The following is a 20,994-nucleotide window of genomic DNA, read 5'->3' on the forward strand; positions in this document are numbered from 1 at the left end:
TTCGCTAACGTGAGGTTTAGGAATCCCCTCGCCTTTAGGCAGGGGTGGATGTCAAGAGCTGAATCCTTCCCATTTCGTCAAAATTGACACACAATTCAAGCACAACTCAACGCTCCAACGAGTCTGATATTCCTGGACTCCTTCCTCAATAAATCTGAGACGAAAAAAATTATCATAGATTTGATGGGGGACTGCCAAATCTAGGGTACGTGAGGGGTTTTGTACTCTCAGAGCGCGTCGATAATTGAGATGTTGGACGGCTGTGTGAAATTCAGAAATTGCAGAGGGGTTAATGAAACTCTTCTCCTCTACAGTAATTTTCTCGCTCTCTCGTTCAGCCGCCAAGAGGCGTTTAGCACCCAAGTCAATTGGCATTTTTACCTCTCCATAATCCAGAGGAAATGGATCGTGGGTAATCAGCCACCCTTGAGCAACTAAGGCATCTTTTACCACAGAGTGAAAAACATCTCTAGCCATAGCAATTTTGCCTTATTCTTGGAGCTTCCTCTATTTTAGAGTGGTTTGCCCTAAATGGAGCCGCTCACTTCATCGGATGAAGTCCATTCCAGGGTATCCCCCAATTGTTCGCCCGTGTGGTAGGCAGCCAGGAGAATTTCTGATGTTTTTCCCCAGGCAATTTGACCGGTTTTATCAATACCGATCGCACCTAAATCCCGTTGATTGGCTTTAGATTCGGTCATAGTTTTTTCAAAAGCAGCCGCTAAGGACAGTCCATCAGTGACGCGCACTACAATGCGAGCGGCAATACATTCATTGATGATATCTTCGCCAATACCTGTACAGCTAATTCCAGCATCAGAGGTAGCATAATTTCCGGCAGGCATGGCGGAATCACTAACACGCCCAATATATTCAAATCCTTTCCCACCTGTGGAGGTTCCAGCGGCAATTTTTCCTTGGTTATCGAGGGCAACCACACCAATTGTTCCGGTTCCTGGAGCAGGACTAGCTAGTACATTCGCCATACTACGGCTAAAGTTATCTTGACGGTCTTGTAACCATTCATTTAAGCGCAAATCCGTTAAGGGATTATGAATGGGGAGTTGTAATTCTCGCACCAATTCCATGGCTCCAACATCGGAGAGAATGCGATCGCTTTTGTCTTGCAGAACTTTAGCTAAATCAACGGGATTTTTGACCCGCGAAACGTTGATTACACCGCTAAAGGTTTGCGTTTCTCCCTCCATCAGGGAGGCACTCATGCGAATTTGACCATCTGATTGCAAGACAGAACCCGTTCCAGCATTGTAACGGGGATCGTCTTCGAGCAGACGACAACCTTGAATCACGGCTTCTAAGGCAGGCGTGCCTGCTTCTAAAGTGGCATAAATTTGTTTGAGAATTTCATAAAGGGATTGACGGACGGCTTCAATGCCTCCTTTTCCGTGTAGGGAACTGCCTGCACCTCCATGAACGATCAGTTTGGGTTGGTGAGTGGAATGAGTCATAAGTCAATGAAGATAGTATAGGGAGATAGAGGGATGGGGAGATAGGGGCATGGGGGAATAGGGGGAATAACATCAGAGTTCTTGAATTTTGTGCGTCCCCGCTTCTGTGTGTCTCCGCGTCTGGAGCATTTCCCCATTCCCCACTCTACCGCTTAACACTCTGGCGATCGCGGCGACAGCGTTCGGAACAGTATTTGACCTCATCCCAACATTTAGCCCATTTCTTGCGCCAAGTAAAGGGGCGATGACAAACTGGGCAGATTTTGGTTGGCAGATCGGATTTTAATCGTTGGCGAGCCATGGTAAGTTGACAGTAAAGTTTTTTTTATTCATTGTAGGGATAACTTAGCCTTGTGTATTAACGGATGAACGATCGCCCCAATCTATCAGCGATTAAAATTGTTTTAGTCGAGCCATCTGGCCCCTTAAATGTGGGAGCGAGCGCCCGTATCATGAAAAATATGGGCTTAAGTCAATTGGTGTTAGTTAATCCTCAATGCGATCTTCAGAGTCCAGAAGCCAAACAAATGGCAGTTCATGCTCAGGAAATCTTGAGTTCTGCCCAGGTGGTGGATTCTCTACCGGAAGCCTTGCAGAATTGTCAAAAAGTGGCAGCGACGATGGGACGCACCATAAGTTTACCAACAGCACTGGAAACCCCCAATACCTTAGTTCCTTGGCTTCTCAGTGGTGAAAGCGCCCTCATATTTGGCCGAGAAGACCGGGGGTTAACGAATGAAGAGCTGAATTTAGCACAACGTTTTGTGCAAATTCCCTCTCATCCCGTCTATCCTTCTCTGAATTTAGCTCAATCAGTCGCCATTTGCTGCTATGAACTGTATCGGTGTACCCTGGAAACGCAGACAGAAGAGGTTAATTCTAGCGCGTCCGATCTTGCCTCACGGCAGGTTCTAGAAGCCTATTACGATCACTTAGAATCTCTGTTATTGGAGATTGGTTATTTGTATCCCCATACCGCTAATCGACGGATGGAAAAACTGAAACGGTTTTATAATCGTGCTTATCCGACAGAAGCAGACGTGGCGATGCTCCGGGGAATACTCTCTCAGGTACAATGGGCGATCTCCAACACTTCCCCATCCAAGGGTTCATCGTAGAATAATCAAAGCACAGAAATCTTGCGATCGGAGGCGAAACTAACCCACTCGATTCGAGGTCTGAATCAGTAAAGTCTGTAACAATCTAATGGATACTTTGGTGGGTTCATTTACAGTTATGATCCGTGTGATAAGGAGTCGTTGATGGCGAAATCAAGAGCAAGAAAGGGAGTGGACCGCACTCAACGTCTCGGATCTGGTCAAGGGAAAACTCATTTACCAAAACAGGGATCGAGTCGGTATCAAGGGAGAATGTCTTTGCCAAAGCAAGGAAAACCGACGTTGAAACGGAGGCGGCGATCGCCACTGCAACAGGTACTGTTATCGGTATTAGATAAAATTTTACCCGGAGGAAAGCGTGATTCTACTGCCCCAGTGAAGCGTTCGAGGGAAACAGGGCGATCGCCACAATCCCATGCTGCACAACCGATTCCTCCCTTGAAAGTCGAGAGCGATCCCTTAATCTCCCCTGTGCGTTGGGGTTCCCAGAAACCGCAACGGAAATCGCCCCTGAGAAAGGGAGAAGCCTCTTCAGCCCAGATCCCCAAGACTCTTTCTCGTCAGCGTTCGTCCGATCCCAAAAGTTTGAGTGGGATCAAGGCAGAGCAAGGTAAGAAGGATAGGGTGCGATCGCACCGCAACCGTCGGAATCGCACCTTCAACCGCCCAAAACCCACTCCAGTCTCGCCTTTGATGTATGCAACGCGATTTTTAATTTTGGGGGTGGGGATCTGTGCGATCGCGGGAACTCTGCTCTCAGCCTCCGATCCCGAAAGTATGACGTTTTGGGGACTGAAGTTAGCCTCTAACGACACCTTCTTGAATCATACGGAAAATACCAATGCCGATGTGAGTGATACCACAGATGCCTTATTGCGGGAAAATCTTTCTCGCCAATATCTCTCACCAACGAATCCCCAAGCACTCCATTTAGAAATGGAGTTGACAGCGCTCAAAAATCAGATTCAAGCCTTAGCCAGTCAAAGCCCTGAGTTTAAACCCGGAGTATTTGTTTTAGATTTAGATACGGCCGGTTATGTTGATATGCAGGGGACCATGGCTTTTTCGTCTGCAAGTACCATTAAACTCCCCATTTTATTAGCCTTCTTTCAAGCTGTAGATGCCGGTAGCATTCGACTCGATGAAACCTTAACCCTCAAAGAAGCCCATCGTGCTGGAGGATCGGGGAGTTTGCAATACGATCCCGTAGGCAGTGAATATACAGCGCTAGAAGTGGCAACTTGGATGATGACTATTAGTGATAACACTGCTACCAATATCATTATTGAGCGCTTAGGAGGGATGGTACAGGTTAATCAGAGCTTTAGCCGTTGGGGACTTCAGCAAACAGTTCTGCGGGATTGGTTACCGGATTTAGACGGTAAAAATACCACATCACCCCGTGAGTTGGCCCAGGTGATGGCGATGATACATCAGGGGGATGTCGTGTCTTTGAAATCCCGCGATCGCATGATTGATATTATGCGCCAAACCGAAACCAGCGTTCTCCTCGAACAAGGCTTAGGAGCAGGAGCCACAATCGCCCATAAAACCGGCGACATTGGTAAACTCTTAGGCGATGTTGGTCTCATCGATCTACCCAGCGGCAAACGGTACATTGCCGCCGTTTTAGTCGAACGCCCCCATAACGATTATGGTGCAGCCAATCTGATTGGTGACATTTCCCACCTAGCCTACGAACACATGCAAGCGCCCCCCGTAACTCCCAGCGTAACCCCTGGCTCATTAGAAGAACTCCCCGTTGAGTTCCCCGAAGCCACTGCTCGGCGCTATCGGTAATCTTCCGGTGGTGCTATATTGCCTATTCCCTAGGGCGAAGCGCTATAGCTGGGAATCACACAATGTAGGGGCAAAAAATCTTTCGCCCCTCTAAATACCTAATCTTCTTGAGGAATAAAGTTCAAAGCTGCTGAATTCATACAATAGCGTAACCCAGTCGGTGCAGGGCCATCCGGGAAGACATGGCCAAGATGGGCATCACAAGCAGCACAGAGAACTTCAGTACGCTTCATGAACAAGCTCCAATCAGCTTTGGTGGCAATATGTTCTTCCTGACTAGGGGCCCAAAAACTAGGCCAACCCGTACCCGAATCATATTTAGTCTCTGAGGTAAACAATTCTGTCCCGCAACAGATGCATTGGTAGGTTCCCGGTTTTTTGTTATCATGGTAAGCACCGGTAAACGCCGGTTCTGTACCCTTTTTGCGGGTGACCTTAAATTGCTCAGGACTCAATTGGGCCATCCATTCGGCTTCAGATTTAGAAATTTTTTCCACTGGCTTCACCATACAGGATAATAGGGTTAAGATTCCATTTTGATCCTAATCACTTTTGCTCGATTGCACTAGGTGAGGATTACCCGATCGCACCCCATTCGCCAATTATGGAGCCGACTTTAAAGATAGAGCGATCGCCCAATTCATCGAAGAGTCTATGGCACACTTAAGCACACACTTAAGCAATAGATAATCGGCAAGACCAGTTGGTCAACTGTCCTGAGAGCGATCGCCTCAACTCGTCTTTACAGAACCTTTTACCTCCGGTTGGCTTGAACCTGCGTTAAAAGTGGCACGGTCTGAACCCCATTGAATACGCAATTAGGCGAGAGTAGAGATATCAACTCAGACCGGAGCATCAGGGTTATGCAACGCCAACTTCTATCCATCACCACTCTATTGTTCAGTTTAACCACCTGCCTGCCTCTCAAGGCTCAAACCCTTCCCTCAGAACGCCAATTTTCTCCACAAACCATCCGCGCTCGACTGGAAATGATTGATACTACCCCCAAAACGGCTGAATACTATGAAGGCTTTAATGAAGGCTTCAATGAAGGATTTGAAGCCGGTTTAGCTGCCAGAAAAGCCAATCAACCGAACCAAAATAATTATCAAATGTTGATGAATTCTAATCCTCGCCCCCTGATCCAAGGGTGGGCAGAAGGCTATGTTAAAGGCTACGAAGAAGGCTATCAATATGGCGATCCCATACGCTAGGGAGTCAAGGAGTGAGGGGACAGTTGACGCTTGAGAGTTGATAGTCAATAATTGAATGTCAACGCTCTCCCATCTTTCTCCTCCTCCCCATCTGCGTGTCCCCATTCTCCAATTTCCTATGACCTCTGTGTTACCTTCCAACTCAACCTGGTATCACCACAACCGACAGGTCTTAATGGAAGGACTCGAACGCATTCAAACGATTCTAGAATATTTCCAAAAACACCAACACTCCCTCTTACTAGAACCGGTAATGTGGCCCATAAATTCTAGTCTGGATTCTCTACAAAATCACTTTGGCCTCTCTAATTTTGAGCTAGATATTTTACTCTTATGTGCGGGATGCGAACTGAATTCTGCTATCGGTCAAATCTGTGCAGAAATCCGGGGAAATGCTCTTCTTAATTCTCCCAGCTTAATGTTAGCTTTGGCTGCTTTACCCGACTCAAACTTAAATGTGGTCTCCCCCGATCGCCCTTTGCTCGGTTGGCAACTCATTACTCTAGACTCCCATGTTACTCTCACCCAAGCGTCGCTCAAACTAGACCCTCGTATTCTCTGCTATCTTCTGGGAGAACAACCCATCGATCCCGCTTTGCAAGGGATAGTTAGATCCGGGTTCAATTCTCAGAGAATGGTTTTAGCAGATTCCCATAACGCTATTGTTGAAGAAATCCTCAGTTCTTGGATCAATCACGACAGGAGATTAGACCTTCCTGTATGGCAACTGTGTGGTTCAGATATCCAAACTCTTTATCAAATTGCTGGGGCGATCGCCGAACAAGCCAATTTTGACTTACAAGTGCTATCCGTCCAGAGTTTACCCTCAGAAATCAGAGAGCTGGATCGGTTACAACTCCTTTGGGAACGGGAGAGCTTGTTAGGAGAGCGTATTTTACTCATTGATGCCTATGATTTTTCTTCAGACAATCCAGCCCGCTATCAGGCGCTCAAGCATTGTATAGAATCAATTAAAACCCCCTTAATTATTGGCTCTCAAGACCGCTATTCCAGTCAACGACGCACCCTAATTACCTATCCCATCCCCCCCCTCACCTATGACGAACGCAAACACCTTTGGCAACAACATCTAGGGGATCTGGCTCCCCAATTGAATGGTCAATTAGAGCGCTTGGCCGGTCAATTTTATGTCAATGTGAATACCATTCAAGCGGCTACCCAACAGATTTTGCACAGCGCCCCCACGGAACCCGATCGCCTCAGTCAAGCCTTATGGAATATTTGTCGGCTGCAAGCACGACCTCGTTTAGAAGAAGTCGCGCAGTATATTCACCCCAAAGCCTCTTGGGAAGATCTCGTGTTACCGGAGGGTCTACAATCGATGTTACAAGAAATGGCTGCCCATTTGCGCCAACGGGTGAAGGTACAAGAAGAATGGGGCTTTCGAGCTAAAAATAGTCGCGGTTTGGGCTTGAGCGCCTTATTTGCTGGGGGGAGTGGAACTGGGAAAACCATGGCGGCGGAGGTGTTGGGCTATGAGTTGGAATTGGATATCTTTCGCATTGATATCAGTGCAGTTACGAGTAAATATATCGGTGAAACCGAAAAGAATTTACAGCAAATTTTTGATGCAGCGGAAGTGGGCGGAACCATTTTACTCTTTGATGAGGCGGATGCATTGTTTGGTAAACGTACCGAAGTTAAGGATAGCCGCGATCGCTACGCCAACATCGAAGTCAGTTATCTCCTGCAACGGATGGAAGCCTATCAAGGACTCGCCATCCTCACCACTAACCTCAAAGACTCCATCGATCAAGCCTTTTTACGCCGCATTCCCTTTGTTCTCAACTTCCCCTTTCCCAACAAAGAAGCACGAGCCGAAATCTGGCGGCGAGTCTTTCCCCAAAAAACGCCCACAGACGGCTTAAACTACGAACGCCTCGCCCAACTCAACGTCACCGGAGGCAACATTCGCAGCATTGCCCTCAATGCCGCAGTCCTCGCTGCCGATGCAGACGAACCCGTACGCATGGAACATATTTTCAGCGCCACCCAAACCGAATATATTAAATTAGGTGCATTGCTCACCAGTTCCGAAACCAGAGGTTGGTTTAAATCGAGTTAAGAGCAACCCCAGCCAAGAAATGGCATCATACAAGAGAGTTATCCCAAGTCGCTCGGTGTAGATTTAGAACATCTGTAGGGGCGTTTTATCTCGGCGAGAGTCGTAATAGCAGTTCATGCCTACATGCAGTCTTTTCAGCCGCGATTCATTCAAGATCTCTCATTTTTTGCACTCACTAATCCCGATCGACTCCTATGCCCACGTACACCGGAATCTCTAGCGAAGCCTTCCGTCATCCCCTAGACTGGGAAGCTGAACAAACCTTACGCAGTTTCCCCGGATTTGATTTACTCGCTCGTAAGTTTGTAGAATTTCTTTCCGAACGTCCACAGTATATTTACTCAATGGGTAACTACGTCCAAGTCGGGCCGCGCCAATATTCGACCATTTACCAACTGTTTCGGGAAGCGGTTCGCGATCTGGATGTTTCCCCTGAACCGGGTCTATTTGTCTCTCAAAATGCCCAAGTCAATAGTTATGCTTTAGGCCAGGATAATCCGTTTATTGTGATTAATACAGGTTTATTGGATTTGATGACTGAAGGGGAGATTAAAACTGTCCTTGCTCACGAACTCGGTCATATTAAGTGCGGCCATACCATTTTAATTCAGATGGCCATTTGGGTGATGAGTGTAGCCGAGGAAATCGGTAAAATGACCTTTGGCTTAAGCAATGTCGTCATTAGTATCGGTCTGCTCTATGCCTTTTATGAATGGCGACGCAAAGCTGAATTATCCTCAGATCGTGCGGCTCTATTAGTGACTGACGACTTACCCCTGGTCATGAATACCATGATGAAAATGGCAGGCGGCTCGAGTAAATATGGCCATGAAGTTAACCTACAAGAATTTATTCGCCAATCTCAAAGCTATCAAGACCTCGATCGCGATAATCTCAATCAAGTTTATAAATTTCTTCTGTACAATGGGGGTCAGGGAACCTTCTTAAGTCATCCCTTCCCCGTTGACCGGCTCCACTATCTGCAAGCCTGGTATGATTCTCCAGAGTATGCCCAGATTCGTCAAGGGAATTATCGCCAAAAAACTGCTGAAGGATCTGTCAATGTAGACTCGGAAGAACCCCAGTCTAGCCAAACTGAAGCTGAAGAGCTACGTCATCAACTTGAAGAGTTACAACAAGAAATTGAGCGACTCAAAACCCAAAAACAGAGTAACTCTAGCAACCGTCAAGGCGGTTAGGACTTTCTTAAATGCTCAAGTCTAGCACCCGTAAACGATTGCCAATTGCCGATTGCCGATTGCCGATTGAATTGCCATGTCACTGGTGATTCTGGTTGTTGAAGATGATTTGGGAACACGCCTCGCCATTCAAGACTATTTAGAACAGGGGGGCTATTCGGTGATCCTAGCGGCACATGGAAAAGAAGCCCTGCAACAGGTTGAACAATATCATCCCTATTTAATCGTCACAGATATTGCCATGCCCTTGATGGATGGCTATGAATTAGTGCGACAAATCCGTAAAAAGCCTGAATTTCGTCTTTTGCCTGTAGTTTTCTTGACGGCTCGCACTGCCATGGAAGACCGCATTCGCGGCTATCAGTTAGGATGTGATGTTTATTTACCCAAACCCTTTGAACTCGAAGAGTTGGGGGCAGTGGTGCGGAATTTAATCGAACGCTATTCGTTAATGATGCAGGCAACGTCTAAAGCCCCTAATCTAGAACTTCCTTCTCCTCCAGAACCAGCGTTCCAAAAGGTTACCTCTTCCGATCTGGCTCTGACAGAACGAGAATGGGATGTGTTGCATTTACTCACCAGTGGCTTATCGAATGTACAAATTGGCCAGAGTTTACATCTGAGTCCACGAACGATTGAAAAATATGTGAGTAGCTTATTGCGCAAAACCTTAACCAATAACCGAGCAGAATTGGTTCACTATGCCATGCAACACCGGTTGATTGAGTAGGGAGTGCCGAGGATGGGGAGACACTCCAGACAGGGAGATTACGGATTACCCATAATTTTTAATTATTGATTCAGATAACAATCCCTCACAAGCATCCATAAGCAAATCAATGACTTGATTAAACCCTTCTGGACCGCCATAATAGGGGTCTGGAACCTCGGAAATATTGGGGTGACGAGTGCAGAACTCACACATTAAACGCACTTTATCTTTGTAGCGATCGCCCTGGTCTAAGTACAGAATATTACGATAGTTATCCTTGTCCATTGCCAGGATCGAGTCAAATTCTTCAAAGTCTTCCTTCTTGAACTGACGCGCTCTTCCCTTAAGCTCAATGCCTTGTTCCGCTGCTGCGGCTGCCATTCTTCGGTCTGGAGAGCTGCCAATATGATAGGCACTTGTGCCAGCCGAATCACAAACGATTTGCGCTTCTAAACCTTGTTGGGCGATCAAATGATTCATGATATTCTCAGCAGAAGGCGATCGACAAATATTGCCTAGACAAACAAACAACAGCTTATACGGCATTCTCTTTACAGCAGTTCTATCGAGTGACGACAAAAGGGGGTTATGGCGATCTGTTCCCTCAAAGATCCCAGAGCCATCAACCCCTAATGGAAAATTATCCCATGCCCGGCAGATTTAAACCTTCCGTCAAAGCTTCCATCCTTTCTTTCATGGTCGTTGTAGACTTATTGTAAGCATCTTTCATCGCTGCGGTAACCAAGTCGGAGACCACATCCGCCCCTTCTCCCAAAACTTCAGGGGCAATGGTTACGCTCTGGGGATTTTGGTTGCCATTCATGACAACTTTGACGAGTCCACCGCCCGCTTCACCCTCAACTTCGAGTTGCTCTAGCTCTTCTTGGAGTTGCTTTGCGCCCTCTTGAACCTGTTGAGCTTTCTTGAATGCTTCGGTCAGCTCTTTCATTTTTCCTAAACCGAAGCCAAATCCCTGTCCTTTTGACATAATTGATTACTCTAATGGTGGTTGTTCTGCTTTCCTACGCTATTCTACCCACAGTTGGCTCAGGCATAACCAAAACTGACTGAAAAAACTTGAGTTTGGCCGAGTTAGAACCTAAACGCCTGGGGGCTTTCCATTACTGGTTAAAATTTCCTACAATTTTCACTTCGGGTTTCAATCGGATCGACCATCGCCGATCTACTTGTTCCTGAACATAGTGAATCAACTGATAAATATCACTGGCTGTTGCCCGGCCACAGTTGAGGATAAAGTTGGCATGGAGTTCAGAAACCTGTGCATCTCCAATTTTATAGCCCTTCAACCCAGCTTGTTCAATCAGTCGAGCTGCTTTTTGGGGTTCAGGATTGCGGAATACACTACCACAACTGGGTAGGTGATAGGGTTGGGTGGCGTGACGTTGATGGAGATGGGTATTGGTGGTTGTGATGATGGCTTGGGGATCGTGGGTGGGCTTGAGTTGAAATCGAGCCTGAGTCACGGTGTAGTTTGATCCTTGTAGGATAGAGCTACGGTAACTATATTCCAGGTCAGCTTTCATCAAGGTTTGGTGAACTCCATTACCAGAGATCACTTGAATATCCGTGAGGATATCAGCCATACAGCTTTTGTGGGCCCCAGCATTCATCACCACCGCGCCACCAACCGTTCCCGGAATCCCGATCGCCCATTCGAGTCCAGACCACCCTCGACGAGCCACTTGCCTGGCTAGATAGGCTAAGGACACTCCCGCATCTACCCTGACTTGGGCATTTTGGTCATCATACTCAATATTCCGTAGGTTGCGAGTCCCGATAACCAGTCCAGGTAATCCATCATCACTGATTAATAGGTTTGATCCTGCCCCAATGGTAGTTACAGGTAGGGATTTGCTTTTCGCCCAAGCTAAACTCGTCAATAATTCTGATTCTGATTGAGGGGCTACATACCATTGAGCTGGTCCCCCCACTCGAAATGAGGTTAACCCAGCTAGGGACACATGGCTTTGAATTATACTCGGTTGAGCAATCACAACCTCTGTCGGTTTAAGTTTCATGCCTTCAGGAGAAATCTGAGTAAGGCCACAAGCACTTTTGAGTTTAGGGGGATCGTAGGAAATTGTCATTGGTTTTCATCAATGGTGTATGGGCAGGTGGAGGAAGTAAGGAGAAGGTGAAGGCTTACGCTGGATGAGTGATGAGCTTGGGAATAATTTGGTTTAAGTTCCCTGCTCCAAGAAAAACAGCATAATCTCCAGGTTGTAAGTGGGCGACCAAATAGTTTTCAACGTCTTTGAGGGTGGGTTGATAGGAGACTCGATCGTGATATTCACTGATAACCTGGGCTACGGTTTCACCCTGGAAGCAGTCTGAATTGGCTTCACCCGCACTATAGACATCTGTTACCACCACTTGATTGGCTTGTCCGAAGGATTGGGCAAATTCAGTCAGAAACATTTGGGTTCGACTGTAACGGTGGGGTTGGAAGATAGCGATGACGCGTTGGTCTTTGGCTCTTAGACTAGCTGCGGCTAAAGTGGCTTGAATTTCACTCGGATGGTGAGCATAGTCATCAATGAGCATACTGCCCTTAAATTCTCCTCGGTATTCAAATCGCCGTTTGGCTCCTTCAAAAGAGGACAGGGCCTCCTGAAGGGTGGAAAATGGGATTCCTAAATAGCGAGCTACGGCGATCGCCGCCAGTGCGTTGCTAAGATTGTGCTGGCCCAATAGGGGAATTTCAATCTCCCCTAACAACTGACCTCGCTCCCATACCCTCGCCTGGGTTCCTTGAGAGGTATAGATAATTTGATCGACGCTGTACGCTGCCCCTGACTCTAAATTTAAGCTATAGCTAATGGTTGGATGGATGCGATCGCGCACAATTGGACAATCGATGCATCCCACTAATGTTTTACACTGTTTCTTGAATCTTTCAAAGGTTTCAATGACCTGATCGAGACTTTGGTAATGATCTGGGTGATCCAATTCTATATTGGTAACTACTCCAATTTCTGCTGCAATTTTAACCAGAGAACCATCGGATTCATCCGCTTCAGCGACTAAAAATTCTCCTTGGCCAAATCGTGCATTGCCTTCCCAGGCCTTCACTTCTCCGCCAATGATAATAGTGGGATCTAACGCGGCTTGAAGTAAGAGATAACCGATTAAACTACTGGTGGTGGTTTTACCATGGGTTCCGGCAACGGCTACACTGCGATAGTCTTGGATGAGGGCGGCAAGAACATCAGAGCGATGAAAGATGGGACAGCCCAATTCTAGGGCTGCTTTATATTCTGCGTTATTGGTATTGATGGCAGTTGAGCAAATGACTTGGGGTAAGTGGCCGTTCCTGTTGTCGCTTGAATTTCTCTCTTTTAGAGCTGTGGAGATCGCTTTTCCTTGCTCTGGGGAGCGATCGGTCACGGAATGATAGATCTCCAAATTTTTGCCTTCTTGAGAGCCAAAAATCTGAGTTCCTATTTCCTGCAACCTTTCGGTAATATGGGATAAGCGGATGTCTGAACCCGACACGGGTAGGTTCCGTTTAGCTAGTATATACGCTAAAGCTGACATTCCAATCCCCCCTATTCCTATAAAATGGAACGGTTTGCCGCCAAAGTCTATCGAACTTAGCATTTTTTTCCTCACACACCACACCAATAACACGCGATATCATATTTCAGCATTTGCTTTCATGGCAATACTATGCCACAAAATCTCCAATCAGTTCTTGAGAATGACCTTGGGTTTCTCATACCGGGTTGATTTCTCTACAAAAGATAGACTCATTTCGGTTTTCATGACTTTTGTGATACAATCATAATTTTTTATCTTGTTTTTCTCTAGCAGTTCATCAAGTTCCGGAAATTAAACCTCATCTTCTCAAGAACTCGGTGCCCTTTTATGGTATCTTCAGATCGAACAGGCTTCCTTATGCTCAGGAAGCTCACTCGATTCTGGAAGGTTTTCTAGAGTAGAGGATCAATACCAGAAGCTGGCTCAGGTTAGCAAGGCTCCATTGGACTTAAGTCTGGGATCGCTTAAGTAGATTTCCTTCATCAGTGGGTGGCGATCGCCAGCGATCCCCCCAAAGTTGAGTAGTGTTTTCTACTGAGTTTCGGGGGTCAATCCGGAAAAAAATGTCCATTATGATCCCAAATCAGGATCTCCTGATTAAGGAAAATGAAAGCAAATTCTGTAGAGCAATCGAACTTGATAGGCCTTGTTCCTGTCGGTTTAACGTCAAAATAAACATTCAGCAATTCGCTTAAAATACTTGGTTGAAGAAATAGAGGGCAAGACGAAGTGATTAGAGTAGCAATTAACGGTTTTGGTCGGATTGGACGGAACTTCATGCGGTGCTGGGCAGGCAGAGAAAACAGTAACTTGGAAGTTGTGGGGATTAATGATACTTCCGATCCGAGAACCAACGCCCATTTGCTCAAATATGACTCCATGTTGGGCACGTTTGATGCAGATATATCGGCGGACGAAAATTCCCTAACGGTCAATGGAAAAACAGTCAAATGTGTTTCCGATCGCAACCCCCTAAATTTACCCTGGGCAGAATGGGGAGTGGATTTAATTATTGAATCCACAGGTGTATTTGTGACAGAAGAAGGAGCATCTAAGCATTTACAAGCGGGTGCGAAAAAAGTTCTGATTACGGCTCCCGGAAAAGGAGGACATATCGGAACTTTTGTCGTGGGAGTTAACGATTCACAATATCGGCATGAAGACTATAAAGTTGTGAGTAATGCTAGTTGTACCACCAACTGTTTAGCTCCGTTTGCCAAGGTTCTCCATGAGAAATTTAGCATTATCAAGGGAACCATGACCACCACCCATAGTTATACCGGTGACCAACGCCTGCTAGATGCCTCTCACCGGGATGTGCGTCGCGCTAGAGCTGCTGCTCTGAATATTGTTCCCACCTCTACTGGAGCAGCTAAAGCGGTAGCTCTGGTCATTCCTGAATTAAAAGGAAAGCTCAATGGAATTGCTATGCGGGTTCCCACTCCCAATGTATCTGTTGTAGATTTAGTGGTTCAAGTGGAGAAAAAGACCTTTGTAGAAGAGGTGAATGAAGCCCTTCAAGAAGCGGCTGAAGGCCCCCTGAAAGGCATTCTCGAATATAGCGATCTACCTTTAGTCTCTTGTGATTATCGCGGTCATGATGCGTCTTCTATTGTGGATGCCAGCTTAACCATGGTCATGGATGGCGATATGGTGAAAGTAATTGCTTGGTATGACAATGAGTGGGGCTATTCTCAGCGAGTTGTAGATTTAGCTGAAGTGGTAGCGAAGAATTGGCAAGCCTAGAGCGCTAGAGAATCGGATTGTACTAGCTCAAAGGCAATAGATTAAGATTGATACAATCATGATTGGTCTATTGTAGTGGCGGGTTTGAAACCTGCCACTATAACCCGTCTCATTGTTCATCGAATCCACGATATTACCAGAGTGGATCGCTCTCAAGATTGACGGTGATTTTATCTCTTCCTGCGGGAACGCCACTAATACAAGCACAGAGATTAGGACCACCTAAAATCTCCACTTCGCAAGCATGACAAGACCCCATTAAACACCCTGTGGGAATGGTCACCCCAGCCCGTCGAGCCACTTCTAACAAGGGTTCTCCCACTTCAGCTTTAACGGTAACCTCATCGGGCAAAAATCGAACGGCGATCGCCTTACCCATTATTTTCTCCTCAACTGTAAACCGGACAAATTATGAAAGAAGCGGCCGAATATTCAAATATTCGGCCACTCGATCGCTGAGAATATCTAACACGAATTCTCGCTGTTCCCGATAATTGGGAACCCCTGTAGGCAATGCTAACAAACCTCGCTGCTTGCGCAACCGATTCAACCACATCCTTCGCCAGGGGCCATTATCAAAAATGCCATGTAAATAGGTTCCCCAAATGCCTTGATTCCGATCGACCATCCCCAAGGATTGATCGTCAAACAAATAATAGTAACCGTCATCAGAGAGTACACTCGTGCGTCCTTGATGAATTTCAAATCCAGTAATGGGTAATCCTTCTTCAGGATAGTGGGAAGTTACGGATCGCTGGCGGGCGACTTTTTTGCCTAAAAGCACGGTTTGAATAGGCAATAAATCCAAACCTGGATACCGACCTTCTTCCCCTTCAAAGCCTTCCGGATCGGCAATCATTTTACCTAGCATTTGGAAACCACCACAAATGCCCAATAGGGTTCCACCACTAGCGGCATAATCCTGTAACTTTTGGGCCATACCACTTTTGCGCAACGCCATCAAATCAGAGATTGTTGTTTTAGAACCCGGAATAATCACTGCATCTGGATATCCCAAGGACTCATGGAGACTCACATATTTGATCTGCACACTGGCTTCTAAATCGAGGGGATCAAAATCGGTAAAATTGGCAATATGGGGTAAGCGCAGCACGGCGATTGTTAGATCGGCTGACCCTTTGGATTTTCCCCCATCTCGTTCGAGTAAACTAAGGGAATCTTCTGCCGGAAAGGCCATATCTAACCAAGGAATCACTCCTAAAACTGGAATTCCTGTATAGTTTTCTAACCATTCAACTCCCGATTGCAAAAGGGAGCGCTGACCGCGAAATTTATTGATGACAATTCCCTTAATTAAAGTGCGCTCTTCGGGTTCGAGTAATTCCAGGGTTCCCACAACATGGGCAAAGGCACCACCGCGATCGATATCGACGACCAAAATTGTAGAGGCGTTTAAATGTTTGGCTACCCGCATGTTGGTTAAATCTCGATGTTTGAGATTAATTTCTGCTGGAGATCCAGCCCCTTCACAGATAACTAAATCAAACTCATAGGATAACTGTTCTAGGGATTCAGTAATGGCTTCCCATCCCCGATCGAAATAATCTTTATAGTAATTTTCGGCGCTCACTTGCCCCACGGCTTCTCCGAGCAAGATCACTTGGGAGGTCATGTTACCTTGGGGCTTCAGTAAGATGGGATTCATGGCGACTTGAGGGGGAACCCCAGCCGCCCAAGCTTGTACGGCTTGGGCATAGCCAATTTCTCCCCCAGTGGGGGTAACATAGGCATTTAAGGCCATATTCTGTCCCTTAAAGGGGGCTAAGTGCCAACCTTGCCGCGTTAAAATCCGACACAGGGCTGTACATAACATGGATTTTCCTGCGTGGGAGGTTGTGCCCACTACCATAATTGCTTTCATAGAAGATTCAATGTATTGAATGGTTAAGGATTCGTGAGGGTTATCGGAGAAACCAGGGAATTAGTTGATGCAGACGGTTGTAGAGGCGATCGCCGATCGAGGCACTCGGAATCGTTCCGGTTTGCGTCTCCCAGTATTCAATCAGTTGACGACCTAAAGGCGTGAGGCGAAAGCGATCGGTAATTCCTTGTCCGTCTACTTCTCGGCGTAAAATACCGACTTGAATGAGCCAGAGGAGGGCATCTTCAGCAGCGATTTCGGTGAGGGTAGCGCGGGTATAGTGGGCTGTCAATCCGGCTTGAGTGGCGATCTCCGCTAGGGGAATACTGCGAATTTTGAGGTCAGTAAACAATTGTAGTTGAAATGGAGAACAGCGTAGGGCGAGATCGGCTCGCATCCAGGTTGGGCTATCTTGTTGAGGAACTGGTGAGGGAGAAGAGTGAACCAATGACATAAGGATAACAAAGGGTCGAGCAGGAAGGACAAGTCAAAACTCACGATCGCTTATTCTAATCTAGCATGGAGATTTGGCAGATTAGGGAAGAGGCGATCGCCAGCTCCGTCTCAAAACTTGCAGCAAGGTATTGTAAAATTACAAAAGTCGTTCTTAAGTTAACCCAAAACAATCTCTATGTCTCTATCTGTCGGCACAACTGCCCCAGCATTTACCGCCAAAGATACGAATGGTAATTCGGTTTCCCTCTCTGATTTTTCTGGAAAAACCGTGGTTCTCTATTTCTATCCCAAGGATGATACTCCCGGATGTACCAAAGAAGCTCAAAGCTTTAAAGAAGCTTATGGAGAATATCAAGGCAAAGAAATTGTGGTCTTAGGGGTGAGCATGGATGATGAAGCCTCTCACCAGAAGTTTACCGAAAAGTATGGTTTAAACTTTCCCCTCTTGGCAGATACAGATGGCGCACTGACTAAAGCTTATGATGTTGAAGGGGGCAGTTATTCTAAGCGTGTGACCTATGTGATTGATGGTTCGAGAAAAATTATCAAAGTTTTTGAAGGTGCTAACCTCAAAACTGCCACCCATGCCCAAGATATTTTAGCTGAATTGGGTCTTTAATTCTCTTGATTTTCCCCTTGTTGTTGAGCTTTAGCACTAAAATATCCAGAGGGCTAAAGCTCAACAATAAGAGGTGAAACGAGGAAAATGCTCACACTCCTCTATGGTCTCAATAACCCTTAATTAATCTCCTCAAGTATGCAGTTTATCGATCAAGTTGAAGTACAAGTAAAAGCTGGAGATGGTGGAGATGGTTTAGTCGCCTTCCGTCGGGAGAAATATGTACCTGCGGGGGGGCCTTCTGGTGGAAATGGAGGCAAAGGGGGATCGATTATTGTCAGAGCAACCGAGCGGTTGCAAACTTTGTTAGATTTTCGCTACAAACATTTATTTCGAGCCGAAAATGGTAAGCGCGGTGGCCCCAATAATCGCACGGGAGCTAATGGAGAAGATTTGTTTTTAGAAGTTCCTTGTGGAACCGTAATTACAGATGCAAAAACGGGGAAATGGATTGGGGATTTAGTGGAAAATGAACAAACATTAGCGATCGCCCAAGGGGGAAAAGGAGGATTAGGGAATCAGCATTTCTTGAGTAATCGCAATCGTGCCCCTGATTATGCACTTCCGGGTTTAGAGGGTGAAGAGGGACGGTTTCGTTTTGAGTTGAAACTCTTAGCAGATGTGGGCATTATTGGTTTGCCGAATGCAGGAAAATCGACCTTTATTTCAGTTGTTTCAGCCGCGCAACCAAAAATTGCTAATTATCCGTTTACGACGTTAATTCCTAATTTGGGAGTTGTACGCAAACCGACGGGAGATGGAACCGTATTTGCTGATATTCCGGGGTTAATTGAAGGCGCAGCAGAAGGGATTGGTTTGGGTCATGATTTCCTGCGACATATTGAACGGACGCGGGTTTTATTGCACCTAATTGATAGTACAGAACCGGATATTTTTGCGGTCTATAATACGATTCAACAAGAGTTAGTGGCTTATGGGAAAGGATTGGAAAATCGCCCACAAGTAATTGGCTTGAATAAGATGGATGCGGTGGATCAAAGCGAAGATTGGGAGGCGATCGCCCATGCTCTCCAAGAATTTACTGACTCCCCCGTATTCCTTCTATCTGCTGCCACCCAAACTGGCACCCAAGAGATCTTACAAAGGATTTGGCAGATTCTCGAACAGCAAACCCATCCCCTGGAATAAATGAACATCAGTTTGGTTGAGGGCATTTTACGATTGATTTGACGAAAGAATGGGGATTGCCGCCAACGAGAGAAGAAGGGTTTCAGCTTATCCAAAACTGACGTTATTTAGAGTGTGAGTAGTTCATCATCAATTCCTCAATCACAAACTCCAACATTTGTCCTTGGGAACTACCAAACTTAATTTTTTCCCCTGATTTTAGGGGAATTTCTTGCTGGTGAATTTTTTGCCAATTCCCTGCTCGTAATACCAAGGTTCCAAAGCGGGAAAAATCCCGTAACCAATAGGTGGGTTGTCCCTGATTCGACTCTAACGGTTCCCGGCGAATAATTTCCGCGTGCCGCTGAGATACCCAGCGTTCGCTAATGACAATATCATTCTCTTCCCGTCTTCCCACTCGCATAAGTCCGCCATGAATCTGCCAAACCTGTGTTGTTTCTTCTACTGAACGTAAGGAGGCAATCGTGCGGGTTTGTTGATGCAAATTGACTGCTGTATCTGGTAATTCGGTAATTCCTTCCGGAGCAGGCACTAATAACTGTCCATCAAAATCTGGATGCATATATAACACCGGAAGTGTCCAGGAGGGTTGATTATACTTATAGAGTGTAATTAAGCGTTGCCGAGCTATAGCCGTAGCTTCATCGATCGAGAAACGCTTGGATAGGGCTTCAGCAAAGGCTTCAATGAAACTGAGCGCTTCTCGATCGGCGATCGCCTCTCGCATTCCTAAAACTGCTGGTATCCCATGATGTAGTAGTACTTCCGCGAAACTACTACGAGGCAGGGGACGATGGGAGTCTCCATCTTTAGGGTCATCTGCTTCCGTATCTCCCTTCGCACTCCAACAAGTATTCAAAACTGCCAACGTCACCTGTCCTCGAACCAACACATTGGCAAATTCCCGGCCACTCAGGGTGGTTTCTGGCTGTAAATAAAACAGTCCCCCATCCGGAGCCGGGACACCATGGCCCCCATAAAACACGATATTGTAGGTCTTCGTTTCCAAAGCCGCAATTAACTGTGCAGGAGTCGGTTGGATCAAGGTATCCACTTTACAGGGAACCGATGAAGTCAGTAAGCTGGGTAGGGTTTGATGGGGATCGGTACAATTTTCCAGAATTCGAGCTAAGGTCTCCGCTTCTGCTTCCAGTTGCAGATCGCTGGGTGTACCCTCAAGCCCTTCAGAACCGCAAGTACCCTGACCAACGGTTGCGCCAAAGACCAATAAAATATTTAGTTCCTGATCGGTTCGTTGGGGAGGAAGAGGATCGACATCACTGGTGGTACGACTAAATAACAGGGTAGGAGAAACGGAAATGGCCTGTTTTCCCGCTTGAGATTGCATAATTTCCCAAGGTAAAGGAATTAGATCGGGGTCCCGGATATCGAGGCGCACTCGTAAGGGTTTATTCTGTCCTAAGGCAATACCTTGACTTTGGGATAAACAACTTTGAATGGGGCCATCAAAGACCCATTGCCACAAACTAATCCCCAATTGTTGCATTAACCGACTACTATAAGACCCTTTTTCCTCTAAAGAAAAGGGTAAAGTCTCGAATTCTGTTGGATTAGACTCTACAGCCGGAATGGAGAGAGAATAGGAGGGTTGGGAGGGAATTTTAAATAAATCCTGCCATCCTTCCCACGTGAGGCTGAGAGTATAGGGCCAAATACGGTCATGATGAGTATATCCTCCGGGATAGGAAGCCCGAATTACCCAAATGGCAAAATGGGCGGATTGGTTTCTATCTGGAGAATGAGGTTTATCACTGCCATCAGGTGGCGAACAAGCAACCAACCGGGTAATGGCAATACTGAGACAAGGGCAGTCAATTGAAGACATTTAAGAGCCTTGATATTACGGGTTGAGTGTATCCCCTTTCTTCTAGTTTATCGAATTGCTTGGACAGATGGGGGGATTGGGGGATGGGGAGACGGGGAGATGGAGACACGGGGAGATGGAGACACGGAGATTACTGA

At 46.4% G+C, this 20,994-nt stretch carries 22 protein-coding genes; 9 read left to right on the plus strand and 13 right to left on the minus strand.

All coding sequences use genetic code 11. From position 1 onward, the window contains the following. Positions 1-51 precede the first annotated feature (51 nt). The 3 genes from AC3A14_RS06380 to AC3A14_RS06390 form a co-directional block, all read right to left on the minus strand. Positions 52-477, minus strand: a complete 426-nt coding sequence (locus tag AC3A14_RS06380; RefSeq protein WP_318733363.1) for an element excision factor XisH family protein — start codon at positions 475-477, stop codon at positions 52-54. Between the two features lie 50 nt (positions 478-527). Beyond that, the gene (locus tag AC3A14_RS06385; protein ID WP_318733362.1) at positions 528-1,469 is read right to left on the minus strand and encodes an isoaspartyl peptidase/L-asparaginase; all 942 of its coding nucleotides are present in this window, start codon (positions 1,467-1,469) and stop codon (positions 528-530) included. Positions 1,470-1,614: 145 nt separating this feature from the next. Then, complete coding sequence (locus AC3A14_RS06390) at positions 1,615-1,770, minus strand: DUF2256 domain-containing protein (RefSeq protein ID WP_271937241.1); 156 nt, start codon at positions 1,768-1,770, stop codon at positions 1,615-1,617. Positions 1,771-1,834: 64 nt separating this feature from the next. Between AC3A14_RS06390 and AC3A14_RS06395 the strand changes: the two genes are divergently transcribed. Together AC3A14_RS06395 and AC3A14_RS06400 are read left to right on the plus strand one after the other, a co-directional pair. Continuing rightward, positions 1,835-2,587 carry an RNA methyltransferase gene (locus AC3A14_RS06395; RefSeq protein WP_318733361.1) on the plus strand — a complete coding sequence of 251 codons (753 nt, stop codon included), beginning with the start codon at positions 1,835-1,837 and terminating at the stop codon, positions 2,585-2,587. Positions 2,588-2,758: 171 nt separating this feature from the next. Beyond that, positions 2,759-4,387 (plus strand): serine hydrolase, encoded by a 1,629-nt coding sequence (locus tag AC3A14_RS06400; protein WP_487778942.1) that lies wholly within the window; start codon positions 2,759-2,761, stop codon positions 4,385-4,387. Between the two features lie 98 nt (positions 4,388-4,485). On the opposite strand, the gene msrB is transcribed toward AC3A14_RS06400, so the two are convergent. Continuing rightward, positions 4,486-4,896 carry a peptide-methionine (R)-S-oxide reductase MsrB gene (gene msrB, locus AC3A14_RS06405; RefSeq protein ID WP_318733359.1) on the minus strand — a complete coding sequence of 137 codons (411 nt, stop codon included), beginning with the start codon at positions 4,894-4,896 and terminating at the stop codon, positions 4,486-4,488. Between the two features lie 354 nt (positions 4,897-5,250). Between msrB and AC3A14_RS06410 the strand changes: the two genes are divergently transcribed. The 4 genes from AC3A14_RS06410 (at position 5,251) to AC3A14_RS06425 (ending at position 9,616) form a co-directional block, all read left to right on the plus strand. Next, positions 5,251-5,601, plus strand: a complete 351-nt coding sequence (locus AC3A14_RS06410) for a FliH/SctL family protein (RefSeq protein ID WP_318733358.1) — start codon at positions 5,251-5,253, stop codon at positions 5,599-5,601. A 118-nt stretch (positions 5,602-5,719) separates the two neighbouring features. Further along, the gene (locus AC3A14_RS06415) at positions 5,720-7,687 is read left to right on the plus strand and encodes an ATP-binding protein (protein ID WP_318733357.1); all 1,968 of its coding nucleotides are present in this window, start codon (positions 5,720-5,722) and stop codon (positions 7,685-7,687) included. Between the two features lie 194 nt (positions 7,688-7,881). Next, the gene (locus AC3A14_RS06420; protein ID WP_318733356.1) at positions 7,882-8,886 is read left to right on the plus strand and encodes a M48 family metallopeptidase; all 1,005 of its coding nucleotides are present in this window, start codon (positions 7,882-7,884) and stop codon (positions 8,884-8,886) included. Positions 8,887-8,962: 76 nt separating this feature from the next. Then, positions 8,963-9,616, plus strand: a complete 654-nt coding sequence (locus AC3A14_RS06425) for a response regulator transcription factor (RefSeq protein WP_318733355.1) — start codon at positions 8,963-8,965, stop codon at positions 9,614-9,616. 45 nt (positions 9,617-9,661) lie between these two features. Here the strand turns inward: AC3A14_RS06425 and AC3A14_RS06430 are convergent, their stop codons facing one another. From AC3A14_RS06430 to AC3A14_RS06450, 5 genes are all read right to left on the minus strand, one after another. Further along, positions 9,662-10,144: a low molecular weight protein-tyrosine-phosphatase gene (locus tag AC3A14_RS06430; RefSeq protein WP_318733354.1), complete on the minus strand. Its 483-nt coding sequence runs from the start codon at positions 10,142-10,144 to the stop codon at positions 9,662-9,664. A 94-nt stretch (positions 10,145-10,238) separates the two neighbouring features. Continuing rightward, positions 10,239-10,589: a YbaB/EbfC family nucleoid-associated protein gene (locus AC3A14_RS06435; RefSeq protein ID WP_318701158.1), complete on the minus strand. Its 351-nt coding sequence runs from the start codon at positions 10,587-10,589 to the stop codon at positions 10,239-10,241. A 130-nt stretch (positions 10,590-10,719) separates the two neighbouring features. Then, entirely contained in the window at positions 10,720-11,706 is a 987-nt protein-coding gene (gene murB / locus AC3A14_RS06440; protein ID WP_318733353.1) for a UDP-N-acetylmuramate dehydrogenase, read from the minus strand. Positions 11,707-11,761: 55 nt separating this feature from the next. Continuing rightward, positions 11,762-13,219: a UDP-N-acetylmuramate--L-alanine ligase gene (gene murC / locus AC3A14_RS06445; protein ID WP_318733352.1), complete on the minus strand. Its 1,458-nt coding sequence runs from the start codon at positions 13,217-13,219 to the stop codon at positions 11,762-11,764. 388 nt (positions 13,220-13,607) lie between these two features. Next, positions 13,608-13,730, minus strand: coding sequence for a hypothetical protein (locus tag AC3A14_RS06450; protein WP_318733351.1), 123 nt, complete (start codon positions 13,728-13,730; stop codon positions 13,608-13,610). A gap of 158 nt (positions 13,731-13,888) precedes the next feature. Here AC3A14_RS06450 and AC3A14_RS06455 point away from each other — a divergent pair, with 158 nt between their 5' ends. Beyond that, entirely contained in the window at positions 13,889-14,905 is a 1,017-nt protein-coding gene (locus tag AC3A14_RS06455; RefSeq protein ID WP_318733350.1) for a type I glyceraldehyde-3-phosphate dehydrogenase, read from the plus strand. Positions 14,906-15,038: 133 nt separating this feature from the next. On the opposite strand, the gene AC3A14_RS06460 is transcribed toward AC3A14_RS06455, so the two are convergent. Genes AC3A14_RS06460 through AC3A14_RS06470 form a run of 3 tightly spaced genes read right to left on the minus strand, consistent with a single transcriptional unit; the run spans position 15,039 to position 17,241 of the window. Then, entirely contained in the window at positions 15,039-15,284 is a 246-nt protein-coding gene (locus tag AC3A14_RS06460; RefSeq protein WP_318733349.1) for a 2Fe-2S iron-sulfur cluster-binding protein, read from the minus strand. 30 nt (positions 15,285-15,314) lie between these two features. Continuing rightward, a complete protein-coding gene (gene cobQ / locus AC3A14_RS06465; protein WP_318733348.1) occupies positions 15,315-16,787 on the minus strand; it encodes a cobyric acid synthase CobQ in 1,473 nt (490 codons plus the stop codon). A 40-nt stretch (positions 16,788-16,827) separates the two neighbouring features. After that, complete coding sequence (locus AC3A14_RS06470) at positions 16,828-17,241, minus strand: Npun_F0494 family protein (protein WP_318733347.1); 414 nt, start codon at positions 17,239-17,241, stop codon at positions 16,828-16,830. Between the two features lie 177 nt (positions 17,242-17,418). Between AC3A14_RS06470 and AC3A14_RS06475 the strand changes: the two genes are divergently transcribed. Both AC3A14_RS06475 and obgE read left to right on the plus strand, forming a co-directional pair. Beyond that, complete coding sequence (locus AC3A14_RS06475; RefSeq protein WP_318701147.1) at positions 17,419-17,862, plus strand: peroxiredoxin; 444 nt, start codon at positions 17,419-17,421, stop codon at positions 17,860-17,862. Between the two features lie 138 nt (positions 17,863-18,000). Then, positions 18,001-19,011, plus strand: a complete 1,011-nt coding sequence (gene obgE, locus AC3A14_RS06480) for a GTPase ObgE (protein WP_318701146.1) — start codon at positions 18,001-18,003, stop codon at positions 19,009-19,011. Positions 19,012-19,114: 103 nt separating this feature from the next. Here obgE and AC3A14_RS06485 read toward each other — a convergent pair whose 3' ends face one another. Next, positions 19,115-20,857: a CHAT domain-containing protein gene (locus AC3A14_RS06485; protein WP_318701144.1), complete on the minus strand. Its 1,743-nt coding sequence runs from the start codon at positions 20,855-20,857 to the stop codon at positions 19,115-19,117. Positions 20,858-20,994: the final 137 nt, after the last annotated feature.

It is taken from the genome of Roseofilum sp. (assembly GCF_982964205.1).